The 26,013-nt window shown below is 36.3% G+C and carries 26 protein-coding genes and 1 rRNA gene; 10 read left to right on the top strand and 17 right to left on the bottom strand.

Annotation, left to right across the window (positions count from 1 at the left end; translation table 11 throughout):
- Window positions 1–3: 3 nt before the first annotated feature.
- Window positions 4–2,193 carry a DNA helicase II gene (gene uvrD / locus A6A10_RS01930; RefSeq protein WP_121123295.1) on the bottom strand — a complete coding sequence of 730 codons (2,190 nt, stop codon included), beginning with the start codon at window positions 2,191–2,193 and terminating at the stop codon, window positions 4–6.
- A gap of 112 nt (window positions 2,194–2,305) precedes the next feature.
- On the bottom strand, window positions 2,306–2,599 hold the full coding sequence (locus A6A10_RS01925; RefSeq protein ID WP_121123293.1) for a YfcZ/YiiS family protein: 294 nt from the start codon (window positions 2,597–2,599) through the stop codon (window positions 2,306–2,308).
- A gap of 140 nt (window positions 2,600–2,739) precedes the next feature.
- Here A6A10_RS01925 and thiP point away from each other — a divergent pair, with 140 nt between their 5' ends.
- The 7 genes from thiP to map all read left to right on the top strand — a co-directional run bounded on the left by thiP (window position 2,740) and on the right by map (window position 8,845).
- Complete coding sequence (gene thiP, locus A6A10_RS01920; RefSeq protein ID WP_121123291.1) at window positions 2,740–4,326, top strand: thiamine/thiamine pyrophosphate ABC transporter permease ThiP; 1,587 nt, start codon at window positions 2,740–2,742, stop codon at window positions 4,324–4,326.
- A complete protein-coding gene (gene thiQ, locus A6A10_RS01915; RefSeq protein ID WP_121123289.1) occupies window positions 4,323–4,964 on the top strand; it encodes a thiamine ABC transporter ATP-binding protein in 642 nt (213 codons plus the stop codon). Before thiP ends, thiQ begins: the two co-directional genes overlap by 4 nt.
- A 127-nt stretch (window positions 4,965–5,091) precedes the next feature.
- On the top strand, window positions 5,092–5,880 hold the full coding sequence (gene ftsN, locus A6A10_RS01910; protein ID WP_121123288.1) for a cell division protein FtsN: 789 nt from the start codon (window positions 5,092–5,094) through the stop codon (window positions 5,878–5,880).
- A gap of 10 nt (window positions 5,881–5,890) precedes the next feature.
- On the top strand, window positions 5,891–6,211 hold the full coding sequence (locus A6A10_RS01905; RefSeq protein WP_121123287.1) for a DUF2322 family protein: 321 nt from the start codon (window positions 5,891–5,893) through the stop codon (window positions 6,209–6,211).
- 30 nt (window positions 6,212–6,241) lie between these two features.
- The gene (locus A6A10_RS01900) at window positions 6,242–7,060 is read left to right on the top strand and encodes a 5'-nucleotidase, lipoprotein e(P4) family (protein ID WP_121123286.1); all 819 of its coding nucleotides are present in this window, start codon (window positions 6,242–6,244) and stop codon (window positions 7,058–7,060) included.
- A gap of 175 nt (window positions 7,061–7,235) precedes the next feature.
- Entirely contained in the window at window positions 7,236–7,907 is a 672-nt protein-coding gene (locus A6A10_RS01895) for a 7-cyano-7-deazaguanine/7-aminomethyl-7-deazaguanine transporter (RefSeq protein WP_121123284.1), read from the top strand.
- Between the two features lie 131 nt (window positions 7,908–8,038).
- Window positions 8,039–8,845, top strand: coding sequence for a type I methionyl aminopeptidase (gene map, locus A6A10_RS01890; RefSeq protein ID WP_121123282.1), 807 nt, complete (start codon window positions 8,039–8,041; stop codon window positions 8,843–8,845).
- Between the two features lie 56 nt (window positions 8,846–8,901).
- On the opposite strand, the gene grcA is transcribed toward map, so the two are convergent.
- The gene (grcA, locus tag A6A10_RS01885) at window positions 8,902–9,285 is read right to left on the bottom strand and encodes an autonomous glycyl radical cofactor GrcA (RefSeq protein ID WP_121123280.1); all 384 of its coding nucleotides are present in this window, start codon (window positions 9,283–9,285) and stop codon (window positions 8,902–8,904) included.
- Window positions 9,286–9,490: 205 nt separating this feature from the next.
- On the opposite strand from grcA, the gene ung reads away from it, so the two are divergent.
- Window positions 9,491–10,159: a uracil-DNA glycosylase gene (gene ung, locus A6A10_RS01880; protein WP_121123278.1), complete on the top strand. Its 669-nt coding sequence runs from the start codon at window positions 9,491–9,493 to the stop codon at window positions 10,157–10,159.
- 73 nt (window positions 10,160–10,232) lie between these two features.
- On the opposite strand, the gene bioB is transcribed toward ung, so the two are convergent.
- The 10 genes from bioB to mlaF form a co-directional block, all read right to left on the bottom strand.
- Window positions 10,233–11,234, bottom strand: a complete 1,002-nt coding sequence (gene bioB / locus A6A10_RS01875; RefSeq protein ID WP_121123276.1) for a biotin synthase BioB — start codon at window positions 11,232–11,234, stop codon at window positions 10,233–10,235.
- Window positions 11,235–11,269: 35 nt separating this feature from the next.
- A complete protein-coding gene (gene rluB / locus A6A10_RS01870) occupies window positions 11,270–12,280 on the bottom strand; it encodes a 23S rRNA pseudouridine(2605) synthase RluB (RefSeq protein WP_121123274.1) in 1,011 nt (336 codons plus the stop codon).
- 65 nt (window positions 12,281–12,345) lie between these two features.
- The gene (locus A6A10_RS01865) at window positions 12,346–12,963 is read right to left on the bottom strand and encodes an L-threonylcarbamoyladenylate synthase (RefSeq protein ID WP_121123272.1); all 618 of its coding nucleotides are present in this window, start codon (window positions 12,961–12,963) and stop codon (window positions 12,346–12,348) included.
- Window positions 12,964–13,052: 89 nt separating this feature from the next.
- On the bottom strand, window positions 13,053–14,324 hold the full coding sequence (gene murA, locus A6A10_RS01860) for a UDP-N-acetylglucosamine 1-carboxyvinyltransferase (RefSeq protein WP_121123270.1): 1,272 nt from the start codon (window positions 14,322–14,324) through the stop codon (window positions 13,053–13,055).
- Window positions 14,325–14,429: 105 nt separating this feature from the next.
- The gene (locus tag A6A10_RS01855; RefSeq protein ID WP_121123268.1) at window positions 14,430–14,687 is read right to left on the bottom strand and encodes a BolA family protein; all 258 of its coding nucleotides are present in this window, start codon (window positions 14,685–14,687) and stop codon (window positions 14,430–14,432) included.
- Window positions 14,687–15,037 carry an STAS domain-containing protein gene (locus A6A10_RS01850; protein WP_121123266.1) on the bottom strand — a complete coding sequence of 117 codons (351 nt, stop codon included), beginning with the start codon at window positions 15,035–15,037 and terminating at the stop codon, window positions 14,687–14,689. The genes A6A10_RS01855 and A6A10_RS01850 overlap by 1 nt, the downstream gene beginning before the upstream one ends.
- A 4-nt stretch (window positions 15,038–15,041) precedes the next feature.
- Window positions 15,042–15,680: a phospholipid-binding protein MlaC gene (mlaC, locus tag A6A10_RS01845; protein ID WP_121123264.1), complete on the bottom strand. Its 639-nt coding sequence runs from the start codon at window positions 15,678–15,680 to the stop codon at window positions 15,042–15,044.
- A 106-nt stretch (window positions 15,681–15,786) separates the two neighbouring features.
- Complete coding sequence (gene mlaD / locus A6A10_RS01840; protein ID WP_121123262.1) at window positions 15,787–16,278, bottom strand: outer membrane lipid asymmetry maintenance protein MlaD; 492 nt, start codon at window positions 16,276–16,278, stop codon at window positions 15,787–15,789.
- Window positions 16,279–16,355: 77 nt separating this feature from the next.
- Entirely contained in the window at window positions 16,356–17,132 is a 777-nt protein-coding gene (gene mlaE, locus A6A10_RS01835; RefSeq protein ID WP_121123260.1) for a lipid asymmetry maintenance ABC transporter permease subunit MlaE, read from the bottom strand.
- Entirely contained in the window at window positions 17,129–17,929 is an 801-nt protein-coding gene (mlaF, locus tag A6A10_RS01830; protein WP_121123258.1) for a phospholipid ABC transporter ATP-binding protein MlaF, read from the bottom strand. The genes mlaE and mlaF overlap by 4 nt, the downstream gene beginning before the upstream one ends.
- 248 nt (window positions 17,930–18,177) lie before the next feature.
- Between mlaF and rluA the strand changes: the two genes are divergently transcribed.
- Complete coding sequence (gene rluA / locus A6A10_RS01825) at window positions 18,178–18,846, top strand: bifunctional tRNA pseudouridine(32) synthase/23S rRNA pseudouridine(746) synthase RluA (RefSeq protein WP_121123256.1); 669 nt, start codon at window positions 18,178–18,180, stop codon at window positions 18,844–18,846.
- A 20-nt stretch (window positions 18,847–18,866) separates the two neighbouring features.
- Window positions 18,867–20,258 carry an MATE family efflux transporter gene (locus tag A6A10_RS01820; RefSeq protein WP_121123254.1) on the top strand — a complete coding sequence of 464 codons (1,392 nt, stop codon included), beginning with the start codon at window positions 18,867–18,869 and terminating at the stop codon, window positions 20,256–20,258.
- Between the two features lie 63 nt (window positions 20,259–20,321).
- On the opposite strand, the gene pssA is transcribed toward A6A10_RS01820, so the two are convergent.
- The 4 genes from pssA to rrf form a co-directional block, all read right to left on the bottom strand.
- Window positions 20,322–21,686 (bottom strand): CDP-diacylglycerol--serine O-phosphatidyltransferase, encoded by a 1,365-nt coding sequence (gene pssA, locus A6A10_RS01815; RefSeq protein ID WP_121123252.1) that lies wholly within the window; start codon window positions 21,684–21,686, stop codon window positions 20,322–20,324.
- 128 nt (window positions 21,687–21,814) lie between these two features.
- The gene (ileS, locus tag A6A10_RS01810; protein ID WP_121123250.1) at window positions 21,815–24,628 is read right to left on the bottom strand and encodes an isoleucine--tRNA ligase; all 2,814 of its coding nucleotides are present in this window, start codon (window positions 24,626–24,628) and stop codon (window positions 21,815–21,817) included.
- A 37-nt stretch (window positions 24,629–24,665) separates the two neighbouring features.
- The gene (gene ribF / locus A6A10_RS01805; RefSeq protein WP_121123248.1) at window positions 24,666–25,616 is read right to left on the bottom strand and encodes a bifunctional riboflavin kinase/FAD synthetase; all 951 of its coding nucleotides are present in this window, start codon (window positions 25,614–25,616) and stop codon (window positions 24,666–24,668) included.
- A 210-nt stretch (window positions 25,617–25,826) separates the two neighbouring features.
- Window positions 25,827–25,942 (bottom strand): 5S ribosomal RNA (gene rrf, locus A6A10_RS01800).
- Window positions 25,943–26,013 lie beyond the last annotated feature (71 nt).

Raw genomic sequence — 26,013 nt, 5'->3', positions numbered from 1 at the left:
AGCCTATTGTTTTTCTAATTTTGCCATTTTAGCAATGAGCCATTTAATCCCTTGATTTACAAAAGCAATTTGTAAACGGGTTTGATCGCCACTGCCTTCAACATTGATAATAGTACCTAGTCCAAATTTGGCGTGTTTCACTTTTTGCCCCATCTTCCATTCATTTTGAACGATAGAACTCATACTAGCGGTCGGTTTCACCTGTTTATTTGCAAAAAAAGTAGCTGGACGATTAATATTGCCACGTAATCTCACTTCTCGGATATGCTTTTCTGGCAATTCTGCAATGAAACGGGAAGGTAAATGACGCTCTTCTTTACCATATAATCGGCGACTTTCCGCATAGCTTAAGGTTAATTTTCGTTTTGCTCGAGTAATACCCACATAGGCTAAACGACGCTCTTCTTGTAAACGACCTTCGTCAAAACTCATTCCGCTTGGGAAAATGCCTTCTTCAACCCCGACAATAAACACACGTGGAAATTCTAAGCCTTTCGCTGAATGTAACGTCATTAATTCCACATAATCTTGATGTGGAGAGGCTTGTGTTTCACCTGCCTCAAGTGAAGCGTGCGTCAAGAAAGCGGTCAGATCGCTCATATCTTCTGCTTCTTCAGGCTTCACAAATTCTTTAGTGGCACTGACTAACTCCGCCAAGTTTTCGATTCTCACTTCCCCTTTTTCGCCTTTCTCTTGCTTATACATTTCATATAAGCCTGATTTTTTAATCACAAAATCAGTTTGTTCAGATAAGGACATTTGCTCCGTTTCTTGCTCAAGGGCGTTTATTAGTTCCACAAACCGTAATAACGCAGAGGCGGCTCTGCCAGATAAATGCTCATCTTGCACACCAATTTGAATCGCTTGCCAAAGGGTAACTTGGCGAGCACGAGTAAGTTGACGTAACGTTTCTAAGGTGCGATCACCTATCCCTCTTGGTGGTGTATTGATAACACGTTCAAATGCCGCATCATCTTGACGATTAGAAATAAGGCGTAAGTAAGCCAGTGCATCTTTAATTTCTTGGCGTTCAAAGAATCGCATACCGCCATAAATGCGGTAAGGAATATTCGCTTGAATTAGCGCTTCTTCAATCACACGTGATTGGCTATTACTGCGATAAAGCACCGTACATTGATTTAATTCGCCCTCATCTTCTTTCCACTGCTTAATTTGTGAGGCAACAAATCGAGCTTCATCTAATTCATTAAAGGCACAATAAATATCAACGGGATCACCATCGCCACTATCCGTCCATAAATTTTTACCTAAGCGATTGTCGTTATTTGAAATCAATCCATTTGCGGCATTTAAGATATTACCCGTTGAACGATAATTCTGCTCTAGTCGAATAGTTTGTGCATTGGGGTAATCTTCTAAAAAGCGTTGAATATTCTCAACTTGTGCGCCACGCCAGCCATAAATTGATTGATCGTCGTCGCCCACAATCATCACTTTACCTGTTTCTCCCGCCAACAATCGAATCAAATCATATTGGATATTATTGGTATCTTGAAACTCATCAATCAGGATCTGTTGAAAGCGTTGTTGATAGCGTTGGAGGATATGCACATTATTCTTCAATAATTCATAAGTGCGGATCAGTAATTCAGCAAAATCTAATAATCCTGCACGATCACAAGCATCTTGATAGATCTGGTAAATCTGCACCAATTTTTTTGTGTTTTGATCTTCGGAATGATCAATATCTTTCGCTCTTAACCCCTTATCTTTTTGTGCATTGATAAACCAGCCTACTTGCTTTGGTGGAAAATGTTTTTCATCAATATTGTGTAATTTTAAGAGACGTTTGATTAGACGATTCTGATCTTCACTATCCATAATCTGAAAATCTTGAGGAAGATTAGCATCTAAATAGTGAGAGCGTAACAAGCGGTTGGCAATGCTATGGAAAGTCCCGACCCACATTCCAAATAGACGATGATGTGTTGATTGGGATAAGGTATGTTCGATACGATGTCGCATTTCAGCGGCGGCTTTATTGGTAAAAGTTACCGCTAAAATGTTAGATTCTGGAATATTCTCTACCCCGATAAGCCAAGCGATACGATGTGTCAGCACACGAGTTTTACCACTCCCTGCACCTGCTAGTACTAAATAATTTCCATTAGGTGCAGCCACTGCTTCTCGTTGTTTATCGTTTAAGCCATCAAGTAATAAAGAAAAGTCCATCGTTATATCTCTGTTATTTATAAATTCACTACCGATTTAAGTATGAATTTAATAATGTTTTTTTATACAGTAGAGACTATTATAACGACAAAAATCTAAATTAACAGTAAGTTTATCTTAATGATAATTGAAATATTACTGCTTCCGCTTGGCAGCTAAAATTAAACTCAGAATGTAGCAAATATCCCTGCTCAACTTGTTTAATTTCACTTTGAATATCACAAGGCTCACTTTCGATATTGCGAGCTTTTTCAACCAAAGTCGCTAATGTTTTTTGAGCTTCTTCTTCGTTAGTGTAAGTATTTTCAACAATTACTTGGCTTTCTTCATTATCAAACATTGCGGTATCTTTTGGTTTGCAACCATACTTACAACTTTCTACTTGATCACTTAGTGTCTTTGTCATAATACATTTCCTTTTATAAATTCATTATGGGCAGTTTATCAAATTATTAAGTCGTGAATATTGAGTCAGAACAAGATTTAACTTTATTGTAAAAATCAGGTAGAGTAAGCCTATTTTGTCGATTCAATAATAATTCAAATATGCTACGTCGATTTATACAATTCTCTGCGTGGATGATTTATCTCATCATCATAATGTTATATGGCTTTAGCCTGTGGGCATTATTTGAATATCGCACCAATGAAACCTATTGGTCGTTTAGCGAAGTATTTCAAATTCTTAAACAAAGCCTATTACAAGCTAGCCTTTCTGCTATTTTATCGACATTTCTAGGCATATTACTCGCCCGTAGCTTGTTCTATTTAGATTTTCGGGGAAAATCGTTTCTGTATAAAATTATCTCATTTGCGTGGGCATTACCTTCATTAGTAGTGATTTTTGCTGTGATTGGAGTCTGGGGAAATGCAGGCTGGATCTCTCAGTTTGTACAATTCTTTGGCTTTGAATGGGATTTTCAACTCTACGGTTTACAAGGGATTTTACTTGCCCATCTCTTTTTCAATATTCCGTTAGCGACCAAGTATTATTTAGAAGGATTGCATCTTATTCCAAGCCATCAGCATCAGCTCGCGTCACAATTAAATTTGACTGGATGGCATTATTTTAAGATCGTGGAATGGCCAACCTTAAAAAGTATCCTACCTTATACTTATACCAATATTTTCCTTGTGTGTTTCACCAGTTTTCCGATTGTATTGATGCTAGGAGGTGGACCGAAGTACAGCACTTTAGAAGTCGCAATCTATCAAGCGGTCACTTTTGAGTTTGATTTTGCAAAAGCAGTAATGCTAATTATGACGCAAATTATAGTCGGCATTGGTTTGCAGATTGTGATGGATATTGCTACCAAGTTTGCCTTTAACCATTCTCGTAATGAATCCCAACCAAGTGGTAAAATCTGGAAAGCGCATTTGACTGGAATGAAAAAATGGGTATTGCAGGCAATCCTCATTATTATTGCAACCTCAATCATTGTACCATTATTAAATGTAATTTGGGTGGGAATCTCGGTAAGTGATTTCTTCGATCGTTTAAGTAGCCCATTGTTATGGAAATCAGCGTTGTTCTCGCTAATATTGAGCTTAATTTCATCTTTTATTGTCATTTCAGTCGCTTACGTCATAGCGTTAGAGGCTCGTCAGTTAGCATATCGCAACAAAAAACTGGGACAAAGTATCTTATCAGGCGTGGCAACCTACCCATTAATAATGCCTGTTTTTATGCTTGCGGTTGGATTGTTTCTACTATTGATGAATGTTGAACTTAGCACGTTTGACTTATTAATTTTAGTTGGGGTCTGTAATGGGCTAATGTTACTCCCTTATATCTACCGATTAATCTTTTCGGCTATGTGGAAATCATTAGTTTCTCACGATAAATTAGCGATTAGCTTGGGCTTAAAAGGATTTAAACGTTGGTGGATTGTGGAAAAATATTACTTGATCCGACCGCTTAGGAATGCCTTTGCTTTGTCTATGGCATCCAGTTTAGGCAGTTTTTCTGTGATTGCTTTCTTCGGCAATCCAGACTTTAGTACCTTGCCTTATTTACTTTATCAACAATTAGGTAGCTATCGAATGGAAGATGCTTCAGTAACCGCACTGGTATTAATGCTCTTTGCCTTTTTACCCTTCTTATTGATCGAACAAAAAGAGAATACACGATGATTAATTTAAATGTAAGTTTCGATTACCCTGATTTCCCAATGCAATTCGATTTACAAGTCAAAAAAGGTGAACGTGTTGCTATTGTTGGCGAAAGTGGTGCGGGGAAAAGTACCTTGCTCAATTTAATTGCAGGATTTGAACAAGCTGATCGTGGCGAAATTTTGCTAAATGGCGAAAATCATTTTTCTACCGAACCCGCTCTTCGTCCTGTATCTATGTTATTCCAAGATAATAATCTCTTCCCTCATTTGAGTGTTCAACAAAATATCGGTTTAGCACTCGTATCCAGTTTGAAACTCAATACGCAACAGCAAAAACAAGTGGCTGAAATTGCCAATAAGATGGGGATTGGGGATTATCTTGCTCGTCGTGCCGATTCCCTTTCGGGTGGGCAAAAACAACGAGTGGCTCTTGCTAGAACCTTGTTAAGAGACAAGCCTATTTTATTGCTTGATGAACCCTTTTCAGCCCTTGATCCTTTGCGTAGACAAGAATTACAACAGCTAGTTAAAGAGATTTGTGAAGAACAAAACTTAACATTATTGATGGTGACCCACCAACTTGATGAAGTGAAAGATTTATTTGATACCGCAATTACTTTAGAACAAGGGAAAATTAAACAATTAACCCAATATTAGAAATCAATAAATTAAGCATATATTCCCTTTATTTTATGATTGAGAATGTGTTGATTACCTAGTCAAAGAGTTCTTTTTTTAGTAGTATTGAGATCTTAATATATTTTCAAAATAACAAGAGGTTATCGTGCCAAATCGTGATTACGCTGTACGCAAAAAAAATAAAAAAAGTGGCAATAAACGGGTTATTCTATTAGCTATTATCATTATAGTCGCTATTACTGGATTGGGATTATGGTTCTTGCAAGAAAGTGCGCCACCTAAAACAGTTCCTGTAACACAGCAAGTCAAAACAAATGCCAATACTAAGCATGAATTACCAAGCCGTCCAGAAGAAGTTTATAGCTATATCAGAGATCTAGAAACTCGAGAAGTCCCTGTCGATAAAGATTCTACCTTAGCTAAATTAACCAAAGAACAAGAAGAACAAATTATTAAACAGCGAGAACTAGAACAGCGTAAACTTGAACAATTGGCACAACAAGCTGAACAAGCAAGAACTGAGGCTGCTTCAGTAGAAAAAAATACACAAGAACAAATACAGGCAGCTAGAGATAGTATTAATGAGAAAATTCTTGAAGAAAAAAGACAAGCAGAAGAAAAAAAACAACGTGAGTTAGCTGCCCAAAAAGAGAAAGAGCAGCAACAAGTAGTAACAGCTAAGCCAGCTTCTACGCCACCGGCTCAACCAAAACCATCTTCAGCTCAATATGGGCTACAATGTGGTGCATTTAAAAATAAAGATCAAGCGGAAAATATGCAAGCTCGTTTAGCAATGGCTGGTTACAATGCAAGAATTAACAGTAGTGCAGAGTGGAATCGTGTGGTCGTTGGCCCAATTGGCGATAGAGCCGCTGCCTCAGCAGCATTATCTAACGCTAGAAGCGTAGCTGAATGCTTAATCGTTCGTATGTAAAAATACTGATATGAAACAATTCCAAGACTATTTAGCGACATTTCCTAGTATTGAGCATCTTAATCGTATAGATCTTATTGATACGCAAGGAACTGTCGCCCATTCTATACCAGCTATCGAAGGAAAATTAGGTTCACTTAAATTGTACAACGCACTTGCACTAAAGTTTCATGGTGAACTTAATAGAGAAAGTGCTCAACAAGGTCTTTTATGGTTTGCCGAACTTGTTGAAGATGCACAGAAAAATATTGGCAAACATCCTAATATTGATCTACTGCTTGAAGTTGTAAAACATAACCTAAATTATCGTTTACAACCAATAAGTAAGTAACCATTTACCTTTATTGTTAAGGATACCATTATGAAATTAAGTACATTCAAACTATCAACACTTACAATTTGTGCAACTTTAGCCTTATCAGGCTGTGCTACAACAAATCAAGATTCTGGTGAAGTGGTTTTACAACAACAAACTGTCTTAGGGATTAACTGGGTTCAAGAATCTGGCGAATACCAAGCATTAGCTCATCAAGCATTTAACACTGCAAAATTTGCATTTGATCATGCTAAAGTTGCAAAAGGTAAGAAGAAAGCTGTTGTTGTTGACCTTGATGAAACAATGATAGATAACAGCCCTAATGCAGGCTGGTTAATTAAAAATAATAAAGGATTCGACAGTGCAGATTGGACTCGTTGGGTTAATGCAAGAGAAACACTAGCAATCCCTGGTGCAGTTGAATTCAATAACTATGTTAATAGCCACAAAGGAACAGTGTTCTACGTATCAAACCGCAAAGACAGTAACGAAAAAGAAGGCACTATTGATAACTTAAAACAACTTGGTTTCCAAGGGGTAAGTGAACAAACACTTTATTTGAAAAAAGATAAATCAAACAAATCACCACGTTTTGCAGAAATTGAAAAACAAGGCTATCAAATTGTCCTTTATATTGGGGATAACTTAAACGACTTTGGTGATGCAACTTACCATAAAACCAATGCTGAACGTCGCTCTTTTGTAGACTCAAACAGCAAGTTATTTGGTAATAAATTCATTATCTTACCTAATCCAAACTATGGCGACTGGGAAAGCGCTATTTTTGACTATGACTACAGCCGTACTCCGGAACAAAAAGCAAAAGCAAGAATGGATGCAATCAATGCTTGGGATGGAAAATAAAATATAGCGTGCTATGTCATCCTTTTTACCAAGAAGAGAGCAATAGCTCTCTTCTTTTTTATCCATTTCATTTTTAAAACCCTTGATCTTTTTCTGATAGTCAGTATCATCTCGTCCTCGTTTTTCACATTGGGTTCCCTCACCCCAATTTATTCAACAAATAAAAAGGAACAATATGAATATTCTTGCTTATTTTTCTGATCAGCAGAAACGTCGATCATTACTATTACTTTCACTTTTTCATATCTTCATCATTACTATCAGTAACTATCTAGTTCAAATTACATTTGAGATAGACATTCCGTTTACTGACTGGGTGATCCCAACAACATGGGGAACTTTTACCTTTCCATTTGTTTTTTTGGCAACGGATTTAACTGTTCGAGTATTCGGTGCAGACTTAGCCAGAAAGATCATTTTAGTTGTAATGATACCCGCTTTGATTGTGAGCTATCTTGTTTCCGTCCTATTCTTTGAAGGACAATTTCAAGGTTTTGCAACGCTGTCAGAATTCAATACTTTTGTATTCCGTATTGCTTTTGCGAGTTTTGTTGCTTACATCGTTGGTCAATTAATGGATATTTTTGTCTTTAATCGTTTACGTCAAGGAAAACAATGGTGGTTAGCACCAGCAAGCTCTACTGTGTTTGGTAGCCTTGTCGATACGTTTGTATTCTTCGCTGTCGCATTTTATCAAAGCGATGATAGCTATATGGCTGAACATTGGTTCACAATAGGGACAGTTGATTACTCATTCAAATTATTTGTCAGCTTACTTCTTTTCCTTCCTTTATATGGCGTATTACTTAATATATTGATTCATAAATTAAAATTAGCTATAAAATAATATGCTACAAGCGGTCAGTTATGATAAAAATTTTGCAATAACTGACCGCTGAGTTATCCCCCGTGAATTATCGCTTCAAAAAGAGTATAATCTTCTAACGATTAATTTTTACTAAAAGAGATAGTTTTATAATGAGTAATATTCCAATTAGATCTGAAGCAGAGATCGAAAAATTACGTATCGCGTGTAAATTAGCATCTGATGTCCTCATCATGATTGAACCTTATGTAAAAGAAGGCGTGACAACAGGCGAACTTGACCGAATTTGTCATGAATATATCGAAAAAGAACAACAGGCTATTCCTGCTTGTCTTGGTTATCATGGTTTCCCAAAAGCAACCTGTATTTCACTTAATGAAGTCGTTTGTCATGGTATTCCTAGTGAGGGAAAAAAATTAAAAAAAGGCGATATTGTTAATATTGATGTCACTGTAATTAAAGATGGTTACTATGGTGATAACTCAAAAATGTATGTTGTGGGCGAACCAAGTATTAGAGATAAACGACTCATTGAAGTAACTCAAGAATCGCTCTATAAAGCCTTACATATTGTTAAACCGGGTATTCGTCTTAATGAAATTGGTAAAGTAATCCAACAATATGTTGAAAAAGAGGGCTTTTCAGTAGTACGTGAATACTGTGGCCATGGTGTTGGTGATGAATTCCATTGTGATCCTCAAGTCCTTCATTACTATGCAGATGATGGCGGTGTTGTATTGCAAGAGGGAATGGTATTTACTATTGAACCAATGATTAATGCTGGTAAAAAAGAAGTTCGTTTGATGAATGATGGTTGGACTGTAAAAACCAAAGATCGTAGTCATTCCGCACAATTTGAGCATGAGCTTGTCGTCACTAAAGATGGTTGCGAGATCATGACAATTCGAGATGAAGAAATTGAATCAGGACGCATTCAACGTTTTATGAAAAATAGTTAATCTATTTATCACATACAAAAAAGCACCCAATTGGGTGCTTTTTTGTTGTAATTTTATTATAAACTTTCAGTGAAAGTACGTGTGATAACATCACGTTGTTGTTCAGGAGTTAATGAGTTAAAACGAACAGCATATCCAGATACACGAATTGTTAATTGTGGGTATTTTTCTGGGTGTTTAACCGCATCTTCTAATGTTTCACGACGTAAAACGTTCACATTTAAGTGTTGTCCACCTTCTACTTTGATAGTTGGTGCGATATTTACTGGCACTTCACGGTATGCAATTTCACCTAATTCGCTAATTGCAACAATTTGATCTTCTTTGAAATCGCCTTTAGCAACTAAGCAACGAGCTTCATTTTTTTCATCATCTAATAACCAGAAAGAATTTAACAAATTGCTATTTGTAGATTCTGTAATTTGTACGCCTTTAATCATGTTTGACTCCTAATAAGGTCTATATTGAGGTTATAAAAAAAGTTTAATTATTCAAAATTTTTTGAATATTCTACTCTCTAGATAAAAAAAAGCGAGAAATATTTATCTATTTTTTATAAAAATCCATTTATTGTACAAAAAACACACTATAAAAGTATGATATCATAAGCGTAAATCGTAACTTATTAATTGAATAGAGATAAAAATGAAGACATGGAAAGAAGCCATTGGGAATGAAAAATCTCAACCCTATTTTGAAAATATATTACGTCATGTGCATACAGAAAGAGTAAAAGGAAAAACTATTTATCCGCCACAAAATGAGGTATTCAGTGCTTTTTCACTGACTGAGTTTTCTGATGTAAAAGTCGTTATTCTAGGACAAGACCCTTACCATGGACCTAATCAAGCCCATGGGCTTTCTTTTTCCGTCAAGCCAGGAATAGTTCCCCCTCCATCCCTCGTCAATATTTATAAAGAACTTGCGCAAGATATTCACTTTGAGATCCCAAAACATGGTTATTTGGTTGAATGGGCAAAACAAGGTGTCCTGATGCTAAATACCGTACTCACAGTAGAACAGGGTAAAGCCCATTCTCATGCAAATATAGGGTGGGAAACCTTTACTGATAAGGTCATTCATCAACTCAATGAAAATCGTGAAAACCTTGTCTTTTTATTGTGGGGAAGCCATGCTCAGAAAAAAGGGCAATTTATTGATCGTAATAAACACTTAGTGCTAACTGCACCTCATCCCTCACCACTTTCAGCTCATCGAGGATTCTTTGGCTGTCAGCATTTTTCAAAAACTAATCATTATTTAATGGAAAAGGGAATAAAAGAGATTAATTGGCAACTACCTTTAGAAGTGTAAGCGGTAAAATTGTTGTCTTATTTTGCAAAAGGCACTAAATCCATTGATTTTAGTGCCTTTTTACCATTCTATATTATCCAGTATAGCTCAATGGACGAAGATTCAATTTATCCATTAAGATCCTATCTTTATCTTCCTCTGGGTTTTCCGTCGTCAATAATTTATCACCATAGAAAATAGAATTAGCACCTGCCATAAAACAGAATGCTTGCATTGATTCCGGCATTTCGCCACGACCCGCTGATAAGCGAACAAAGCTTCTCGGCATAGTGATTCTCGCCACAGCGATTGTTCTCACAAATTCCGTCCAGTCTAAATCTTCGGCATCAGCTAAAGGTGTGCCTTCCACTTTAACTAATTGGTTAATCGGTACGCTTTCTGGCTGAGGATCCAAATTGGCTAAACTGGCAATTAATCCCGCACGTTCTGGACGGGTTTCGTTCATACCGACAATACCACCACAACAAACTTTCAACCCTGCATGGCGAACTTTTCCTAAAGTATCCATTCGATCATCATGTCCACGAGTATGAATAATTTGATCGTAACGTTCTGGATCGGTATCTAAGTTATGATTGTAATAATCTAATCCTGCCTGTTTTAGATCTTCCGCCATACCTTCTTCCAACATTCCGAAAGTACCACAAGTTTCTAAACCTAATGCTTTTACTGCAGAAACAATACTGGAAACCGTTTCAATATCTTTTGGTTTAGGCCCTCGCCAAGCCGCCCCCATACAGAAACGACTTGCCCCTCTAGCTTTAGCAATTTTCGCTTTTTCAACAATCTCTTCAACATCAAGCATTGTTTGACGAGTTAGCCCTGTATCATAACGAGCAGATTGAGGACAATATTCACAATCCTCAGGGCAACCACCAGTCTTGATCGAAAGTAAAGTTGATAATTGAATCTCCTGAGGATTAAAATTTTCACGATGAACCTGTGCCGCTTTAAAGATTAAATCCATAAAAGGCATTTCAAATAACTCTTCAACTTCACATTTCCGCCAATATTGAGCAGTTGGGTGAGGTGTAAGTTCACTCTTCGCTTTTAAACGTAAATTATAAGTTGTCATTTCCTATCCTTTATTACGCATAGATACCCCTTTATTTAATTTTTGCGGTATCTTGTATGTTGTTTTACTGCCTTACGAATTTGTCTTGCACTAGTGCGGCGACGATTTTTGGTCACATCAACTTTTGTTTCTGTTTCCGCAGGTAAGCCTACTAAATCACGAAGATAATTCACTTGCTCAAGTCCCATCTCTTCCCAACCGCCTCTTGGTAAACTTTTTTCTAGCTTGATATTACCGTAGCGAATACGAATTAATCGGCTGACTTGAATACCTTGTGATTCCCATAAACGACGTACTTCTCGATTACGCCCTTCGGTCAAAGTCACATCAAACCATTGATTTAATCCTGTTCCACCTACAACTTTTAGCTGTTTAAAGCTTGCAGGCCCATCTTCTAACTGAACACCTTTGCGTAAACGTTGCAACATCGCGTCATCTACTTCACCAAATACCCTTACTGAATATTCACGTTCAACTTCTCGGCTTGGGTGCATTAAACGATTTGCTAACTCACCATCTGTGGTGAAAAGTAATAATCCCGAAGTGTTAATATCTAAACGTCCTACTGCAATCCAACGCGAACCCACAATACGTGGTAATCGGTCGAAAACTGTGGCTCGACCTTCTGGATCAGAACGAGTACACAACTCACCTTCTGGTTTATAATACATCAATACACGACACACTTCTTTTTGAGCAGCAGTCAAATTAATTAAATGCCCATCAATACGAATTTTTGTACTTGAGCTTACTTGAACACGATCACCTAATGTAGCCGCTTTACCATCTACACTAACACGACCTTGAGCAATGACTTGTTCAATTTCTCTGCGAGAACCTTGACCCGCTCGTGCGAGTACTTTTTGAAGTTTTTCACCTAATACTTTAGATGTTTTACGATTTTCTGAAGATTTAGCTTCCTCTGATTTTTTAGCTACTCTTTCAGTCTGCTTTACCAACGGCTTACGTACAGCGGTCTTTTTTGTTTGCAAATTCTTTGCTTGATCTGACCGCTTATTTGTTGTTGGTTTACGAAATGTTGTCATTAAAATTCCTTATGTCGCTTTCACAAGCGTCTATGAGTCTGTTATGGATTCAATCTCATAACAGTTTAATTAAATGGGGTTGCATCCCCTGATCCCAGACGAATAATCTCTGGGCTATCTCCAGTTAAATCGATCACTGTTGTTGGCGCTTGACCTAAATAACCGCCGTGAATAATTAAATCTACCTGATGTTCCAAATATTCTCGTATTTGATCAGGGTCTGATTGAGTTACCTCTTCATTAGGCAACATTAATGAACAGGATAAAATTGGCTCACCTAATCCATCAATTAATGCTAAGGCAATCGCATTATCGGGTACACGAATACCGATTGTCTTTCTCTTAGTTAGTAATCGTCTCGGTACTTCTTTTGTTGCCGGAAGAATAAAAGTATAAGGATTAGGCACATTATTTTTAATCAATCTATATGACTGATTCGTCACTAATGCGTAAGATGAAAGCTCTGATAAATCACTACATACCAACGTGAAATTATGGTTCTCAGGTAACTTACGAATAGCAACAATTCTGTCCATTGCTTGTTTATTCCCTAGAGCACAACCAAGTGCATAACCAGAATCTGTTGGATAAACGATGACTCCGCCCTTTTTAATAATATCAACAGATTGATTAATTAAACGAGTTTGGGGATTTTCTGGATGGATATAAAAGAACTGGCTCATTATACTGCTCTCGTAATAAAATAATTCAACGATAAAATTATACCCCATCTTCTTAAATTCTCAGAAAAAAGATGAGGCATTAATGTTTTTTATTCTACAGAAGATTCCCTGAAACGTTCAATATGAGCACCCAATTGGCACAGTTTATCTTCAATATTTTCATAACCACGATCAATATGATAAATACGATCAACAATGGTTTCACCTTGAGCAATACAACCCGCAAGCACTAAACTGATAGAGGCTCTAAGATCTGTTGCCATAACTTGTGCACCAGAAAGTTTTTCAACACCGCGACAAATCGCTGTATTTCCTTCAATTTCCGCTTTAGCTCCCATACGAATTAATTCAGGGATATGCATAAATCGGTTTTCAAAAATGGTCTCAGTAATTTTACTTGTTCCATCCGCTATTGTATTAAGCAAAGTAAATTGAGCTTGCATATCAGTCGGGAATCCAGGATGAGGCATCGTTCTAATATTGACAGCTTTAGGTCTCATTCCATGTGAATCTAACGTAATGTAATTGTCAGAAACTTCCACATCCATGCCTGCTTCTCTTAACTTCTCAATAACGGCATCTAATGTATCTGCTTTAGTGCCTTTACAAGTGATTTTGCCACCTGAAATTGCAGCTGCAATAAGAAATGTTCCCGTTTCAATACGATCTGGGACAATATGATGTTCAGCGCCACCTAATTTATCAACACCTTCAATAGTAATCGTATCTGAGCCTGCACCACTAATTTTTGCACCTAATTTATTAAGAAAATCTGCAGTATCAACCACTTCCGGCTCTCTAGCAGCATTTTCAATAACAGTAGTACCATTCGCTAATGTGGCTGCCATCATCACAGAAAGCGTTGCTCCAACACTGACTTTATCCATTACAACTCTTGCACCAGATAAACGCTCTTCCACTTCTGCTTTAACATAACCTTCATCCAAGGTAATTTTAGCACCCATCTTTTCTAGTCCAGAGATATGCATATCAACTGGGCGTGCACCAATGGTACAACCACCAGGTAAAGAGACTTGTCCTTGATGAAAACGAGTAAGCAATGGTGCTAATGCCCAAATTGATGCTCTCATGGTTTTGACTAATTCATAAGGCGCAACATAGTTATTTATGTGGCGAGCATCTAATCGAACCATGTTACCCTCGGATTCAATTTTAACACCTAATTGACGAAGAATTTTAAATGTCGTATCAACATCTCTCAATTTAGGAACATTCGTGAGCACAACGGGCTCTTCAGCTAAAATAGCTGCAAATAAAATAGGTAGTGCCGCATTTTTTGCACCTGAGATATTAACTGTTCCATTTAAACTAAATGGCCCATGAACACGAAATTTTTCCATTTTGATTCCTTAATAAAATAGACAAAAATTGAAAATAAAATATAGTAACAAGCGGTGAGATTACTCTCAAAGTTTGCATATATTTTATCTTCAATTTTTAATAAATTAACTAGCTAAATTGAGTAGACGTTCTCTTTTCCACTGTTCAGTAGTAAATGTTTTGATTGTTAATGCATGAATGGCATTAGTTGCAAAATATTCATGTAGAGGGGAATAAATCATTTGCTGTTGTTTTACTTTAGATAAACTTGCAAAAGCATCACTTACAGCTATTACGCCATAATGTGAATTTTCGCCTTGAACATAAACCTCATCAAGGGATAACTTTTCTTTTAAAATGTCTTCAATTTCTTTAGGTTCCATTAATTTTTCCCACTCGGTGCATCACAATATAAAAAATTACCTAACCAATCAGATAAATCAAATAGATCTGCCAGGTTTTTGACACAATTTGATGTATTGATAATACAGTTAGTACTATGTTGGTTATAATGATTTAATAATTCAGTAAATAAGGTAAATCCTGCTGAATCAATGTGATCTAATAACTTTAAATCCCAATACACATGCTGATTTGGTTTTGGTGTAAACAAAGAATCACGCTTATCCCATAAAGGCATCAGCGTGTCCCTAGTTAATTCACCGATTAACTGAATAATCAAACTATCATTATTTTGCTGGATTTTCCATTCTAACGACTTTTGATCTTTCATACTACTACTTACTTAATTTAATCGGTTGTCTAGCAGATTGTTCAATTTGAGCTATGAGTGTATCAATTCCTTTCTGACGTAAAATACCACTCCATTCGTTCTGCTTAGTAGCGACCATACTCACACCCTCAGCAGCCATATCATAAGCTTGCCACTCACCCGTTTTACTATTTTTTCTCCATTTAAAATCTAATTTAATTGGCTGAGTATTTCCTTGCTGTAATACATTAACACGGATGCTTACAATTGATTTATTATTAAGTGGTTTTTCATTTTCAATCTGAACCTTTTGATCACTATATTGAGTCAATACTTGAGCATAAGATTGCTCAACAAAGTCACCAAAAGCATTAAAAAATGCCTCACGTTGAGTATTATTGACCGAAGATAAGTTTTTTCCTAGCACGAGTTGCCCTGCATATTTTACATGAATATGTGGCATTAAATCATTACGCACAATAGTCCGAAGATAATTAGGGTCTCGTTGAATTTTATCTTGATTAGATTTAATATCACCAAAAAGCTTATCTGCAGTTTGTTGCATTAAAGTGTATGGATTACTTGCAGCAAATGCAGAGGTAGAAACCAATGCTGAAATAGTAACAATACCAGCTACAATTATATTCTTAAGGCCTTTTATCATCTTTTAACTCCAAATAAAGAAATATTCTCGTTACATTAACGAGTCCATAATCCAAAAGTATGCTAATGCTACTTTTAAAAATTAGTCAGCACTCCACCAAGATTCTTTACTGCGAATCTGAATTATCTGACTGTTTATCACCATATAAAAACTGACCGATTAGATCCTCTAATACCATTGCTGAATTGGTATCAGAAAATGAGTCACCTTCTTTCAATATAGAGGTTTCACCCTCCATTGTAAATCCAATATTTAAAGCCACATACTGCTCACCTAACAAACCAGAAGTTTTAATTGAAAGAGAACTTGTATCTGGAATATTGCTAAATTCTTCTTCAATCGCTAACGAAACTTGTGGTGAATACGTTTGTGGATCTAATTGGATATCTGAAACTCGACCGACAACAACACCTCCAACTTTAACAGGAGATCGCACCTTTAGGCCTCCTATATTATCGAAAGTTGCGTAAAGAGTGTAAGTTTGTTTAGATGAGAATCCCTGAACATTCGCAACTCTTAGTCCTAAAAAGACCAATGCAGCTAAACCTAAAAGCACAAATAATCCAACCCAAAACTCATATTTAACTGATTGACGCATATTTTTTCCTTACTCATCAAAACATAAAATGTAAGTGGTGACATTTTATCACCAATTTACAAATTCTACTTCTTAGATTAACCACCGAACATGATTGCTGTTAAAATAAAATCTAATCCCAATACAGTGAGTGATGCATTCACTACCGTTCTAGTGGTTGCTTGACTGATCCCTGCTGATGTTGGTATGGAATCATAACCATTGAACAAAGCTATCCAAACTACTGCAAAAGCAAAAACGATACTTTTTATAAAACCATTAGTTAAATCATCTAAAACCACACTATTTTGCATAACAGACCAAAAACTACCAGAGTCAACTCCTTTCCAATCGACACCAACTAGTGATCCTCCCCAAATACCAATTGCAGTAAAAATTATTGCGAGTATTGGCATTGAAATAACCCCAGCCCAAAACCGAGGTGCAATAATTCGACGTAATGGGTCAATCGCCATCATTTCTAAACTGGAAAGCTGTTCAGTTGCTTTCATTAATCCTATTTCAGCAGTCAGAGCAGATCCAGCGCGTCCTGCGAATAACAATGCCGTTACAACTGGTCCTAATTCTCTGAGAAGAGATAACGAGACAAGCTGACCTAAACTAGTTTCAGCTGAAAAACCGACTAAGACAACATAGCCTTGTAAACCTAAAACCATGCCAATGAAGAGTCCAGATAGCATAATAATCAATAAAGATTGTACTCCTACTATATATAATTGCTTAATAAGTAAAGGCGAATGCTTACGAAATTGTGGTTTACCAATTAAAGCACCAACGAGAAGAAAGCTAGCTCTTCCAAAAATTCTTATTAAATCAATGACAAACATTCCTACTGATGAAATCAGTTTTTTCATTGAAACAACTCCTCTGCATAATCTTTCGCAGGATAATGAAATCTGACAGGCCCATCTGCATTACCAGATAAAAATTGTATGACCTGAGGATCTTGACTTTTGACTAATTCATCGGCTGTACCTTCTGCAATCACTTTTTTATCTGCAACAATATAAGCATAGTCAGCAATGCTTAATACCTCAGTAACATCATGTGAAACAACAATTGAGGTCAAATTCAGTGCCTGGTTCATTTTCTTAATTAAAGTAACAATAACCCCCATACTAATTGGATCTTGTCCAGCAAAAGGTTCGTCATACATGATTAGATCAGGATCAAGAGCCATCGCACGTGCAAGTGCAGCTCGACGAGCCATCCCCCCCGATAATTCTGAGGGCATTAAATTCGCAGCACCTCGAAGCCCAACAGCCTCAAGTTTCATTAGAACAATTTTTCTTATCAACGTTTCTGGTAATTTTGTATGCTCTCTGATAGGAAATGCGACATTCTCAAATGTGGAAATATCGGTAAATAATGCCCCTGATTGAAACAACATCCCCATTCTTTTACGAATCTGGTAAAGTTCCTTATTGGAAGCTTGACATATATCTTGACCATCAAATAGAATCTGTCCAGATTCAGGCTCAAGCTGACCACCAATTAAACGAAGTAAAGTCGTCTTACCAATACCTGAAGGTCCCATAATTGCGGTAATTTTACCTTTTTGTACTTTTAAATTTAGATTATCATAAATAATGCGGTCACCTCGTTTAAAGGTTAAGTCTTTTATTTCTACTAGGTTTTTTGTATCAGACATTTGCTACTCTTACTCCATAAGATGGCTTTGAATCTTCTATGAAGAGGCATATAAAGTCAATTTATTTTAATTAATTTGACAAAAATTGAAAAAGATAGAGCCACTTAATAATAACCAATTATATGTAACTTATTCCACGGTTTTGGTTGGACACTATAAAACTTAAGAAATTCATTCTAATTTCTCTCCATCTTTTTAATGTTTCTTGATAATATGCACCGATTCAAAATAAAAATATAAATAATGTTATGGCATTAATTGAATATAACCCACCAACTTCCCCCTGGCTTAACGAAATTTATCGAGACAATCATATTCTAGTGATAAATAAGCCGAGCGGATTACTTTCTGTACCCGGCAACCGACCTGAATATCAAGATAGTGCAATGGCTCGAGTCAAACAGAAATATGGATTTACCGAACCCGCTCATCGCTTAGATATGGCAACAAGCGGTATATTACTTTTTGCATTAAGTAAACAGGCGGAAAAGGAATTAAAACGCCAATTTAGAGAAAGAGAACCAAAAAAATTCTATCAAGCTATTGTTTGGGGGAAACTAGGTGATCAAGTAGGCGAAACAGGTGAAATTAATTTTCCTTTAATTTGTGACTGGGAAAATCGCCCACGTCAAAAAATTTGTTTCGAGAGAGGAAAACAAGCGGTTACTTTCTATGAAATTCTTGCACATTATCAAAACAATACAACAAGAATAAAATTAACACCTTATACTGGACGGTCTCATCAACTTAGAGTACATTGTTTAGCTCTCGGTCATCCTATTTTAGGCGACAAATTTTACGCAAATCCGCTTGCTAAAAGTTTAGCACCTAGACTCTATTTACACGCTCAATCTTTAACAATTACCCATCCTATTACTGGGGAATCCATGACGTTTGAGTGTGAACCAGAATTCTAAAATAAAAAGCGAGATATTATATGGAATTACATTTAAATCATTATAAAGAAAATACGAAAAAACTATTTAAGCTATCAACACCCATCTTTATTTCTCAATTAGCTGTGTCAGGAATGGGCTTATCAGATATCATTATGGCAGGGCTGGTCAGTGATGCGGACGTATCTGCTATTGCTGTCAGTAACTCAATTTATTTTCCCTTATTTCTATTCGTTTTGGGTGTTCTAAATGCAATTACACCAACGGTATCTTACCTCAATGGCTCAAATCAACGCCAATTAATTGCCCATCAAATTCGTCAAGGTGTATGGTTAGTCTTTGTGCTAAGTATTCCACTACTTACTATTTACTTAAACAGTGACCTTATCCTTGAATACATGAAAACCCCCGCAGAATTTGCTCATAAAGCCTATACTTACTTATCGATTATTAGTATTGGCCTTATTCCTGCTCTATTATCTATTAACTTACGTTGCCTTAATGACGGATTATCCAATCCTAAACCAGCAATGATAATTATGTTTACAGGATTACTACTCAATATTCCTCTTAATTATATCTTTATTTTTGGAAAATTAGGTTTGCCTGCAATGGGCGCTGTAGGCTGTGGAATTGCAACAGCGATTATAAATTGGATTATGTTTGGATTGATGGTGACTTATTGCTACACCAATAAATCACAAAAAGATATCCATCTATTCGAGAAATGGATTGAGCGTCCAGAATGGGCAACGATCATAAAATTACTCAAGCTAGGAATCCCTATCGGCTTTTCTCTCTTTACTGAAGTTATGTTATTTTCAACCTCTTCATTGATCATGTCTAGACTAGGGTCCCAAGTTGTAGCAAGCCATCAGGTTGCTTTACAAACAAGCTCTCTCTTTTTCATGATTCCTTTATCTTTAGGTATCGCATCAACCATCATGATCGGGCAAACATTGGGGCAAAAGGAAATTGAAAAAGCTAAATATTTAAGCTACCACAATCTAATCACAGGGATGATTATCGCTGTTATCATTGGTATCTTTATACTTGCTTTTAAAGATCTCATTCCTCATGCATTCACCTCGGAAGAAAGCTCCATTATCATTGCATCAGGATTATTAATCTTTGCCGCAATTTATCAAATTCCAGATTCATTACAAGTCATCACAAATGGGATTCTTAGAGGATATAAATATACGAAACCGACACTACCGATTACTTTATTTTGTTACTGGATTATTGGACTACCGCTAGGATATGTCCTTTCTATGACTGATTGGCTTGCTGAACCTATGGCAGCAAAAGGATTTTGGCTTATCTTCTGTGTAACATTAAGCCTATCTTCTGTGTTATTAATATACCAAATGAGAAAAGTTCAATCTATGCCTGTACAAGATATGATAGATAGATTAGAAGCGATAAAATAAATACATAAAACTAAAAGAGGGTTAACCATTTAAATGAGTTAACCCTCTTTTTTATCAATTAGCCTACAATATCATCCTTACAATACGATCTAACCGTACTCTACCTAATTTGCGAAGTAATTTTCTCACTTTTTCTGGATAATCCTTTTGCTTATCCAAAACATTGTAGCTCGTTAAGACTGTCGTATGAGTTCTGATTTGTTTAAGTTCACCTGCAACCTTCTCTCTCAATTGTTCTTGCGGATCAGAAATTAGAATAGCATTCTCTGCATCCAATTTCCAAGCACGAGGATTTAAGTTATTTCCAGTGAGTAATACATAACGATTATCGACCCAAACACCTTTCAGATGGTAGGTATTCTGATCGTGCTTCCATAAACGAATCACGAGTTGACCATTTTGAATATAAGTATCTAAACGTTTAGCAAAAGCTCTTAAATTCTTTTCATACAAATAAGGAACAGCCGATACCGTAGTAAATTTTTCATCTGGCGCAGTATAAAAGTCATTAGCCGTTTTATCTCCAACAATAATTTCTACTTTTACTCCTCTAGAGAGTAACCACTGTATTCTCATACTCAATGAACGAGGTAGATTAAAATAAGGTGTACAAATCACTAATTTTTCTTGTGATTGAGAAAATAAAGCTTCAATGGTTTTATTTAATCTATTTTTTCGCCCTAATCCCACTAAAGGAGACACCATAAGTGCATCATCACTCATAGTTTGCCCAACAAAATCATAACTCGCTTGGCTTAACTGCTTACGAAATAGTTTAACTAGCGGTCTAATTTCTTTAGTTGTTGGGCGAGCTTCATCTAATCGGCTCACAACAGGATTACTTAAAATATGTTGCTCAATCAGAGAGACAAAAGTATCCGCTAATATTTTATTATTAATTTGATGATAGCGATCATAACGATAGCGATCTAATTGGTGTAAATAAACATTATTAATGCTTGCACCGCTATAAAGTACAGTATCATCAATAATAAAACCTTTTAAATGTAATACACCAAAAATCTCTCGACGATTGACTGGGACACCATAAAAAGCAATATCATTTTCGATAGGTAAATTATATTTCTGTCTAACCACAGCATACCAGTCTGCATTGCTCGATTGATCTTCTGCCCCGATTAATCCTCGTTGAGCACGATGCCAATCTACAAGGATCTTAATCTCTAATTCTGGTCTAGCTAATTTTGCTTGATACAAGGCATCTAATATTTCTTGTCCTGCCTCATCTTTTTGAAAATAAAGTGCCGTTAAATAAATACGAGATTTCGCCTGTGCAATTAATGCTAAAAGACGTTGCTTAAACTCAACACTATTAGTAATAAAATCAATTTGATCTGCTTCTTGTGAAATAAAGGAAAGTTTTCTCAAATAACGCTCTGCTCGAGTAAGCTTGTTTAAACTAAGCATGGAATTGCTCCTAAAAAATAGCATATCAATTTTACAAAACATTTATCTAAACTGACCGCCTGTTTTTATTATAATTTTATCATCAAAAATGAGAGCCTCTATTTTTAGAGGCTCTAGTTATTTAATGATTAAGCAAAGTTACGCTTCTCACCATCACCAGCCACATTTTCAACACAGCGACCACAAATTTCACTGTGTTCTGGGTGTGAACCAATATCGGTAGCATAATGCCAACAACGAGGGCATTTTTCACCTTCTGCACGCTCTACTTTTACGGCTAATCCTTCTAATTCACCTACTGAGACATCTGCATCAGCCAGTGGTTTCACAATTGCTTGTGAAGTAATTAGCACAAAACGTAATTCATTACCCAATATTTCTAACAATGGTAATAAGTTATCATCTGCATAAACAGTCACTTTCGCTTCTAAACCTGCACCAATAAGTTTATCACTACGAGCTTGCTCTAGTACACGGTTTACTTCAGCTCGTACTTTCAAGAGTTGTTGCCAATAAGCATCATCCAATTTATCGCTGTTATCTAAACCGAATAACCCTTCATAAAATTCTTCAGTGAAAACAAACTCTGCACGATTTTCTACTTTTGGTAAATGACCCCAAATTTCATCTGCCGTAAATGATAAAATTGGCGCAATCCAACGTACTAACGCTTCTGAAATATGCCATAAAGCAGTTTGGCAACTACGACGAGCTAAACTATCTGCTTTAGTTGTATATTGACGGTCTTTGATAATATCTAAGTAGAATGATCCCATTTCAATTGAACAGAAACGCATTAAGCGTTGTACTACTGCATGGAATTGATAGTTATCATAAGCTTCTTTAATTTCATTTTGAGCGTCTAACGCACAACTTACTGCCCAACGGTCAAGAGAAATCATCTCTTCTGGTTTCACTAAATCACGTTTAGGATCAAAGCCATTTAAGTTCGCTAATAAGAAACGAGCAGTATTACGAATACGGCGATAAGAATCAGCTGCACGATTTAAAATGTTCATCGATACCGCAATTTCACCCGTATAATCCGTTGATGCAACCCATAAACGTAAAATATCCGCACCATTTTTGTTCCAAACTTCGCTTGGCACAATCACATTGCCGAGTGATTTAGACATCTTACGACCTTTCTCATCAACTGTAAAACCATGAGTTAAAACTTGACGATAAGGTGCTTTCCCATTGGTTGCAGTTGAAAGCATTAATGAAGACATAAACCAACCACGATGCTGGTCAGAACCTTCTAGGTACATATCCGCAGATTGTCCATTAAATTCTGGACGTTGTTCAACAACTGAGGCATAAGTAGATCCTGAATCGAACCATACATCTAACGTATCGGGTACTTTACGATAATCTTTTGCATCATCGCCAAGTAATTCTTCTGGTTCTAAATCCCACCATGCTTGAATACCTGATTTTTCAACACGTTTTGCGACTTCTTCTAATAATTCTAATGTACGAGGATGCAATTCTTCTGTTTCTTTGTGAACAAACATCGTCATTGGGACACCCCAAGTACGCTGACGAGAGATACACCAGTCAGGACGATTTGCAACCATTTTATCAATACGTGCTTCACCCCAGCTTGGAATCCAACGTACAGACTTAATTTCACCCAATGCTTGAGTTCTTAAGCCTTGTTTTTCCATACCGACAAACCATTGTGGTGTTGCACGGAAAATGATTGGTGTTTTATGACGCCAACAGTGTGGATAGCTATGCTTAATTCTTTCTAATTTGAGCAATGCACCAACTTCTTTTAGCTTCTCAACAACAAGTTCATTGGATTCGAAGACACCTTTCCCTGCAAAGAATGGCGTCGTAGAAATAAATTTACCATCATTATCAATTAAACCAGCTATTTCTAAGTTATATTGTTTTGCAACAATAAAGTCATCTAGACCGTGATCTGGTGCAGTATGAACTAATCCAGTACCTCCATCAGTAGTAACGTGATCACCTAAAATGAATGGTACATCAAAGTCATAAAACGGATGATTAAAACGCATTAACTCCAGATCTTTACCTTTTGCAGAGCCTAATACTTCAACCTGTTCTATATCCACCGCTTTTTGTACGCTTTCAACTAACTCTTGAGCTAAAATCATACGTTCATCACCAAATTGCACTAATTGATAGTCTAATTCAGCATTTAGTGCGATAGCTCTATTTGATGGAATTGTCCAAGGTGTTGTTGTCCAAATTACAGCAGAGATCTTACCGCTTCCTTTACCTACAGCGTTAAATTTTTGTTCTACTTGTTCAGGGTTGACTGCAGAAAAACGGACATAAATTGATGGAGAAACTTTATCTTCGTATTCAACTTCAGCTTCTGCCAATGATGAACCACAATCTAAGCACCAGTGAACAGGTTTAGAACCTTTGTATAAGTGACCATTTTCAATCACTTTACCTAAAGTGCGAATAATCGCAGCTTCGGTACCGAAATTCATGGTGAGATAAGGATTATCCCAATCGCCCAAGATTCCCATACGGATAAAATCTGCTTTTTGTCCTTCCACTTGCTCTTTAGCATAATCACGACATGCTTGACGGAACTCAGCAGCAGAAATCTTTTCATTAGGCTTACCTACTAAACCTTCTACTTTTAATTCGATTGGTAAACCATGACAGTCCCAACCTGGCACGTAAGGTGTATCAAACCCTAGTGCCGTTTTAGATTTCATAATAATATCTTTCAAAATTTTATTAACTGCATGACCTAAGTGAAGGTTACCATTCGCATAAGGAGGACCATCATGAAGAATAAATGTTTTCTTTCCTTTACTTGATTCACGTACTTTTTGATACAATTTTTTTTCGTACCAATTTTTTAACATATCAGGCTCACGTTTAGCGAGATCCCCACGCATAGGAAAACCTGTTTGAGGTAAATTTAATGTATTTTTATAGTCAGTCATATTATTTTCCAGTTAATAAAATTTAATATTTATAAAATCACTCAGCTCTTTCAACAAATGATCTAGCCACGATAGCATCCTGTTCAATTTGATTTTTCAATGCTTCGAAACTTTCGAATTTAATCTCTGAACGAATCTTTTTCAAAAAGCTAACTTCTATTGATTCACCATAAATCGCTTGGCTAAAATTAAAAATATGTACTTCAAGAATTGGTTTTGTACCATTGATCGTTGGGCGATTACCTACATTAGCCACACCAAAAAAATCACCTTCATCTGTTTTTATGGAAACAGCATAGACCCCTTGAATAGGTATAACTAAACGATTCAGCATAATATTTGCAGTTGGAAAACCAATGGTTCTACCCAATTTATTGCCATGAGCAACACGCCCTCTGATTGAATAAGGTTTACCCAACATTTTTTCAACTAAATCTAAATCATCATTTTTTAATGCATCACGAATCAATGAACTACTAATTCTCAATCCATCTAAACAATAACTATTGCTATTATCTACTTGAAATCCAAACTCAGCTCCGACTTTATTTAAAAATTGAAAGTCACCTTGTCTATTCTTTCCAAATCGAAAATCATCACCCACGCTTAAATACTTAACATTCAATTTTTCTACTAGTATGTTTTGTACAAATTGTTCTGGTGATTGTTCGGCAAATTTAGCATTAAAACGAAGACAAATGACATAATCAATTCCCATTTCTCTAAGATAATACAATTTATCTCGTAAACGCATTAATCTAGCTGGAGCGGTTACATTCTGATTATTCCTAGCAAAAAACTCCCTAGGCTGAGGCTCAAATAACATCACTACTGATGGTAGTGACAGGTGTTTAGATTTATCCAACAACCGCTTTAAAATATGCTTATGCCCTAGATGAACTCCATCAAAATTACCAATGGCTAACACACATCCATTAGCAAGTATTGGATGCCTAGTTAAATTATGAATTCCTCGAATTAATTGCATTGAATAAATATGATCAATTTAAATAAAATAGTGTTTGATTATACGTTTAACTAGTATAAATTGAAAGGAAGAGTAATTGATATTATGTAAAAATTTGGAAGAATATATCGTTATAATAAATCGACAAGTTTTATCAATAAACAAACTAAATTTTATAGTAAAAAGCAAAAAACCGTAAGTTATCTCTAACCTACGGTTTTCCTAATAAAGCCCTGATGACGACCTACTCTCACATGGCGAATCACCACACTACCATCGGCGTGACAGCATTTTACTTCTGAGTTCGGGATGGGTTCAGGTAGTTCCACTGCACTATGACCATCAGGATAATCCTGTTGACGACTTCCGTCTTATTCTGTCTTTTTTTCTTTCTTTTAAAATCTTAAAACAAGCTGTC

This window comes from Otariodibacter oris (assembly GCF_009684715.1).
Taxonomy (GTDB): domain Bacteria; phylum Pseudomonadota; class Gammaproteobacteria; order Enterobacterales; family Pasteurellaceae; genus Otariodibacter; species Otariodibacter oris.
The sequence above is the reverse complement of the archived record's forward strand: the minus strand, read 5'-3'. Positions and strand labels throughout refer to the sequence as shown.

Excerpts from the sequence above, each read along its gene's own strand:
- ribF (WP_121123248.1), bottom strand. The coding sequence starts at position 25,616 with ATGCAATTAATTCGAGGAATTCATAATTTAACTAGGCATCCAATACTT.
- rluA (WP_121123256.1), top strand. The coding sequence starts at position 18,178 with ATGGCATTAATTGAATATAACCCACCAACTTCCCCCTGGCTTAACGAA.
- A6A10_RS01905 (WP_121123287.1), top strand. The coding sequence starts at position 5,891 with ATGAAACAATTCCAAGACTATTTAGCGACATTTCCTAGTATTGAGCAT.
- ung (WP_121123278.1), top strand. The coding sequence starts at position 9,491 with ATGAAGACATGGAAAGAAGCCATTGGGAATGAAAAATCTCAACCCTAT.
- bioB (WP_121123276.1), bottom strand. The coding sequence starts at position 11,234 with ATGACAACTTATAATTTACGTTTAAAAGCGAAGAGTGAACTTACACCT.
- A6A10_RS01855 (WP_121123268.1), bottom strand. The coding sequence starts at position 14,687 with ATGGAACCTAAAGAAATTGAAGACATTTTAAAAGAAAAGTTATCCCTT.
- rluB (WP_121123274.1), bottom strand. The coding sequence starts at position 12,280 with ATGACAACATTTCGTAAACCAACAACAAATAAGCGGTCAGATCAAGCA.
- A6A10_RS01925 (WP_121123293.1), bottom strand. The coding sequence starts at position 2,599 with ATGACAAAGACACTAAGTGATCAAGTAGAAAGTTGTAAGTATGGTTGC.
- A6A10_RS01895 (WP_121123284.1), top strand. The coding sequence starts at position 7,236 with ATGAATATTCTTGCTTATTTTTCTGATCAGCAGAAACGTCGATCATTA.
- A6A10_RS01820 (WP_121123254.1), top strand. The coding sequence starts at position 18,867 with ATGGAATTACATTTAAATCATTATAAAGAAAATACGAAAAAACTATTT.
- thiP (WP_121123291.1), top strand. The coding sequence starts at position 2,740 with ATGCTACGTCGATTTATACAATTCTCTGCGTGGATGATTTATCTCATC.
- grcA (WP_121123280.1), bottom strand. The coding sequence starts at position 9,285 with ATGATTAAAGGCGTACAAATTACAGAATCTACAAATAGCAATTTGTTA.
- map (WP_121123282.1), top strand. The coding sequence starts at position 8,039 with ATGAGTAATATTCCAATTAGATCTGAAGCAGAGATCGAAAAATTACGT.
- pssA (WP_121123252.1), bottom strand. The coding sequence starts at position 21,686 with ATGCTTAGTTTAAACAAGCTTACTCGAGCAGAGCGTTATTTGAGAAAA.
- ileS (WP_121123250.1), bottom strand. The coding sequence starts at position 24,628 with ATGACTGACTATAAAAATACATTAAATTTACCTCAAACAGGTTTTCCT.
- A6A10_RS01900 (WP_121123286.1), top strand. The coding sequence starts at position 6,242 with ATGAAATTAAGTACATTCAAACTATCAACACTTACAATTTGTGCAACT.
- mlaD (WP_121123262.1), bottom strand. The coding sequence starts at position 16,278 with ATGCGTCAATCAGTTAAATATGAGTTTTGGGTTGGATTATTTGTGCTT.
- mlaF (WP_121123258.1), bottom strand. The coding sequence starts at position 17,929 with ATGTCTGATACAAAAAACCTAGTAGAAATAAAAGACTTAACCTTTAAA.
- A6A10_RS01865 (WP_121123272.1), bottom strand. The coding sequence starts at position 12,963 with ATGAGCCAGTTCTTTTATATCCATCCAGAAAATCCCCAAACTCGTTTA.
- mlaC (WP_121123264.1), bottom strand. The coding sequence starts at position 15,680 with ATGATAAAAGGCCTTAAGAATATAATTGTAGCTGGTATTGTTACTATT.
- murA (WP_121123270.1), bottom strand. The coding sequence starts at position 14,324 with ATGGAAAAATTTCGTGTTCATGGGCCATTTAGTTTAAATGGAACAGTT.
- uvrD (WP_121123295.1), bottom strand. The coding sequence starts at position 2,193 with ATGGACTTTTCTTTATTACTTGATGGCTTAAACGATAAACAACGAGAA.
- A6A10_RS01850 (WP_121123266.1), bottom strand. The coding sequence starts at position 15,037 with ATGAAAGATCAAAAGTCGTTAGAATGGAAAATCCAGCAAAATAATGAT.
- thiQ (WP_121123289.1), top strand. The coding sequence starts at position 4,323 with ATGATTAATTTAAATGTAAGTTTCGATTACCCTGATTTCCCAATGCAA.
- mlaE (WP_121123260.1), bottom strand. The coding sequence starts at position 17,132 with ATGAAAAAACTGATTTCATCAGTAGGAATGTTTGTCATTGATTTAATA.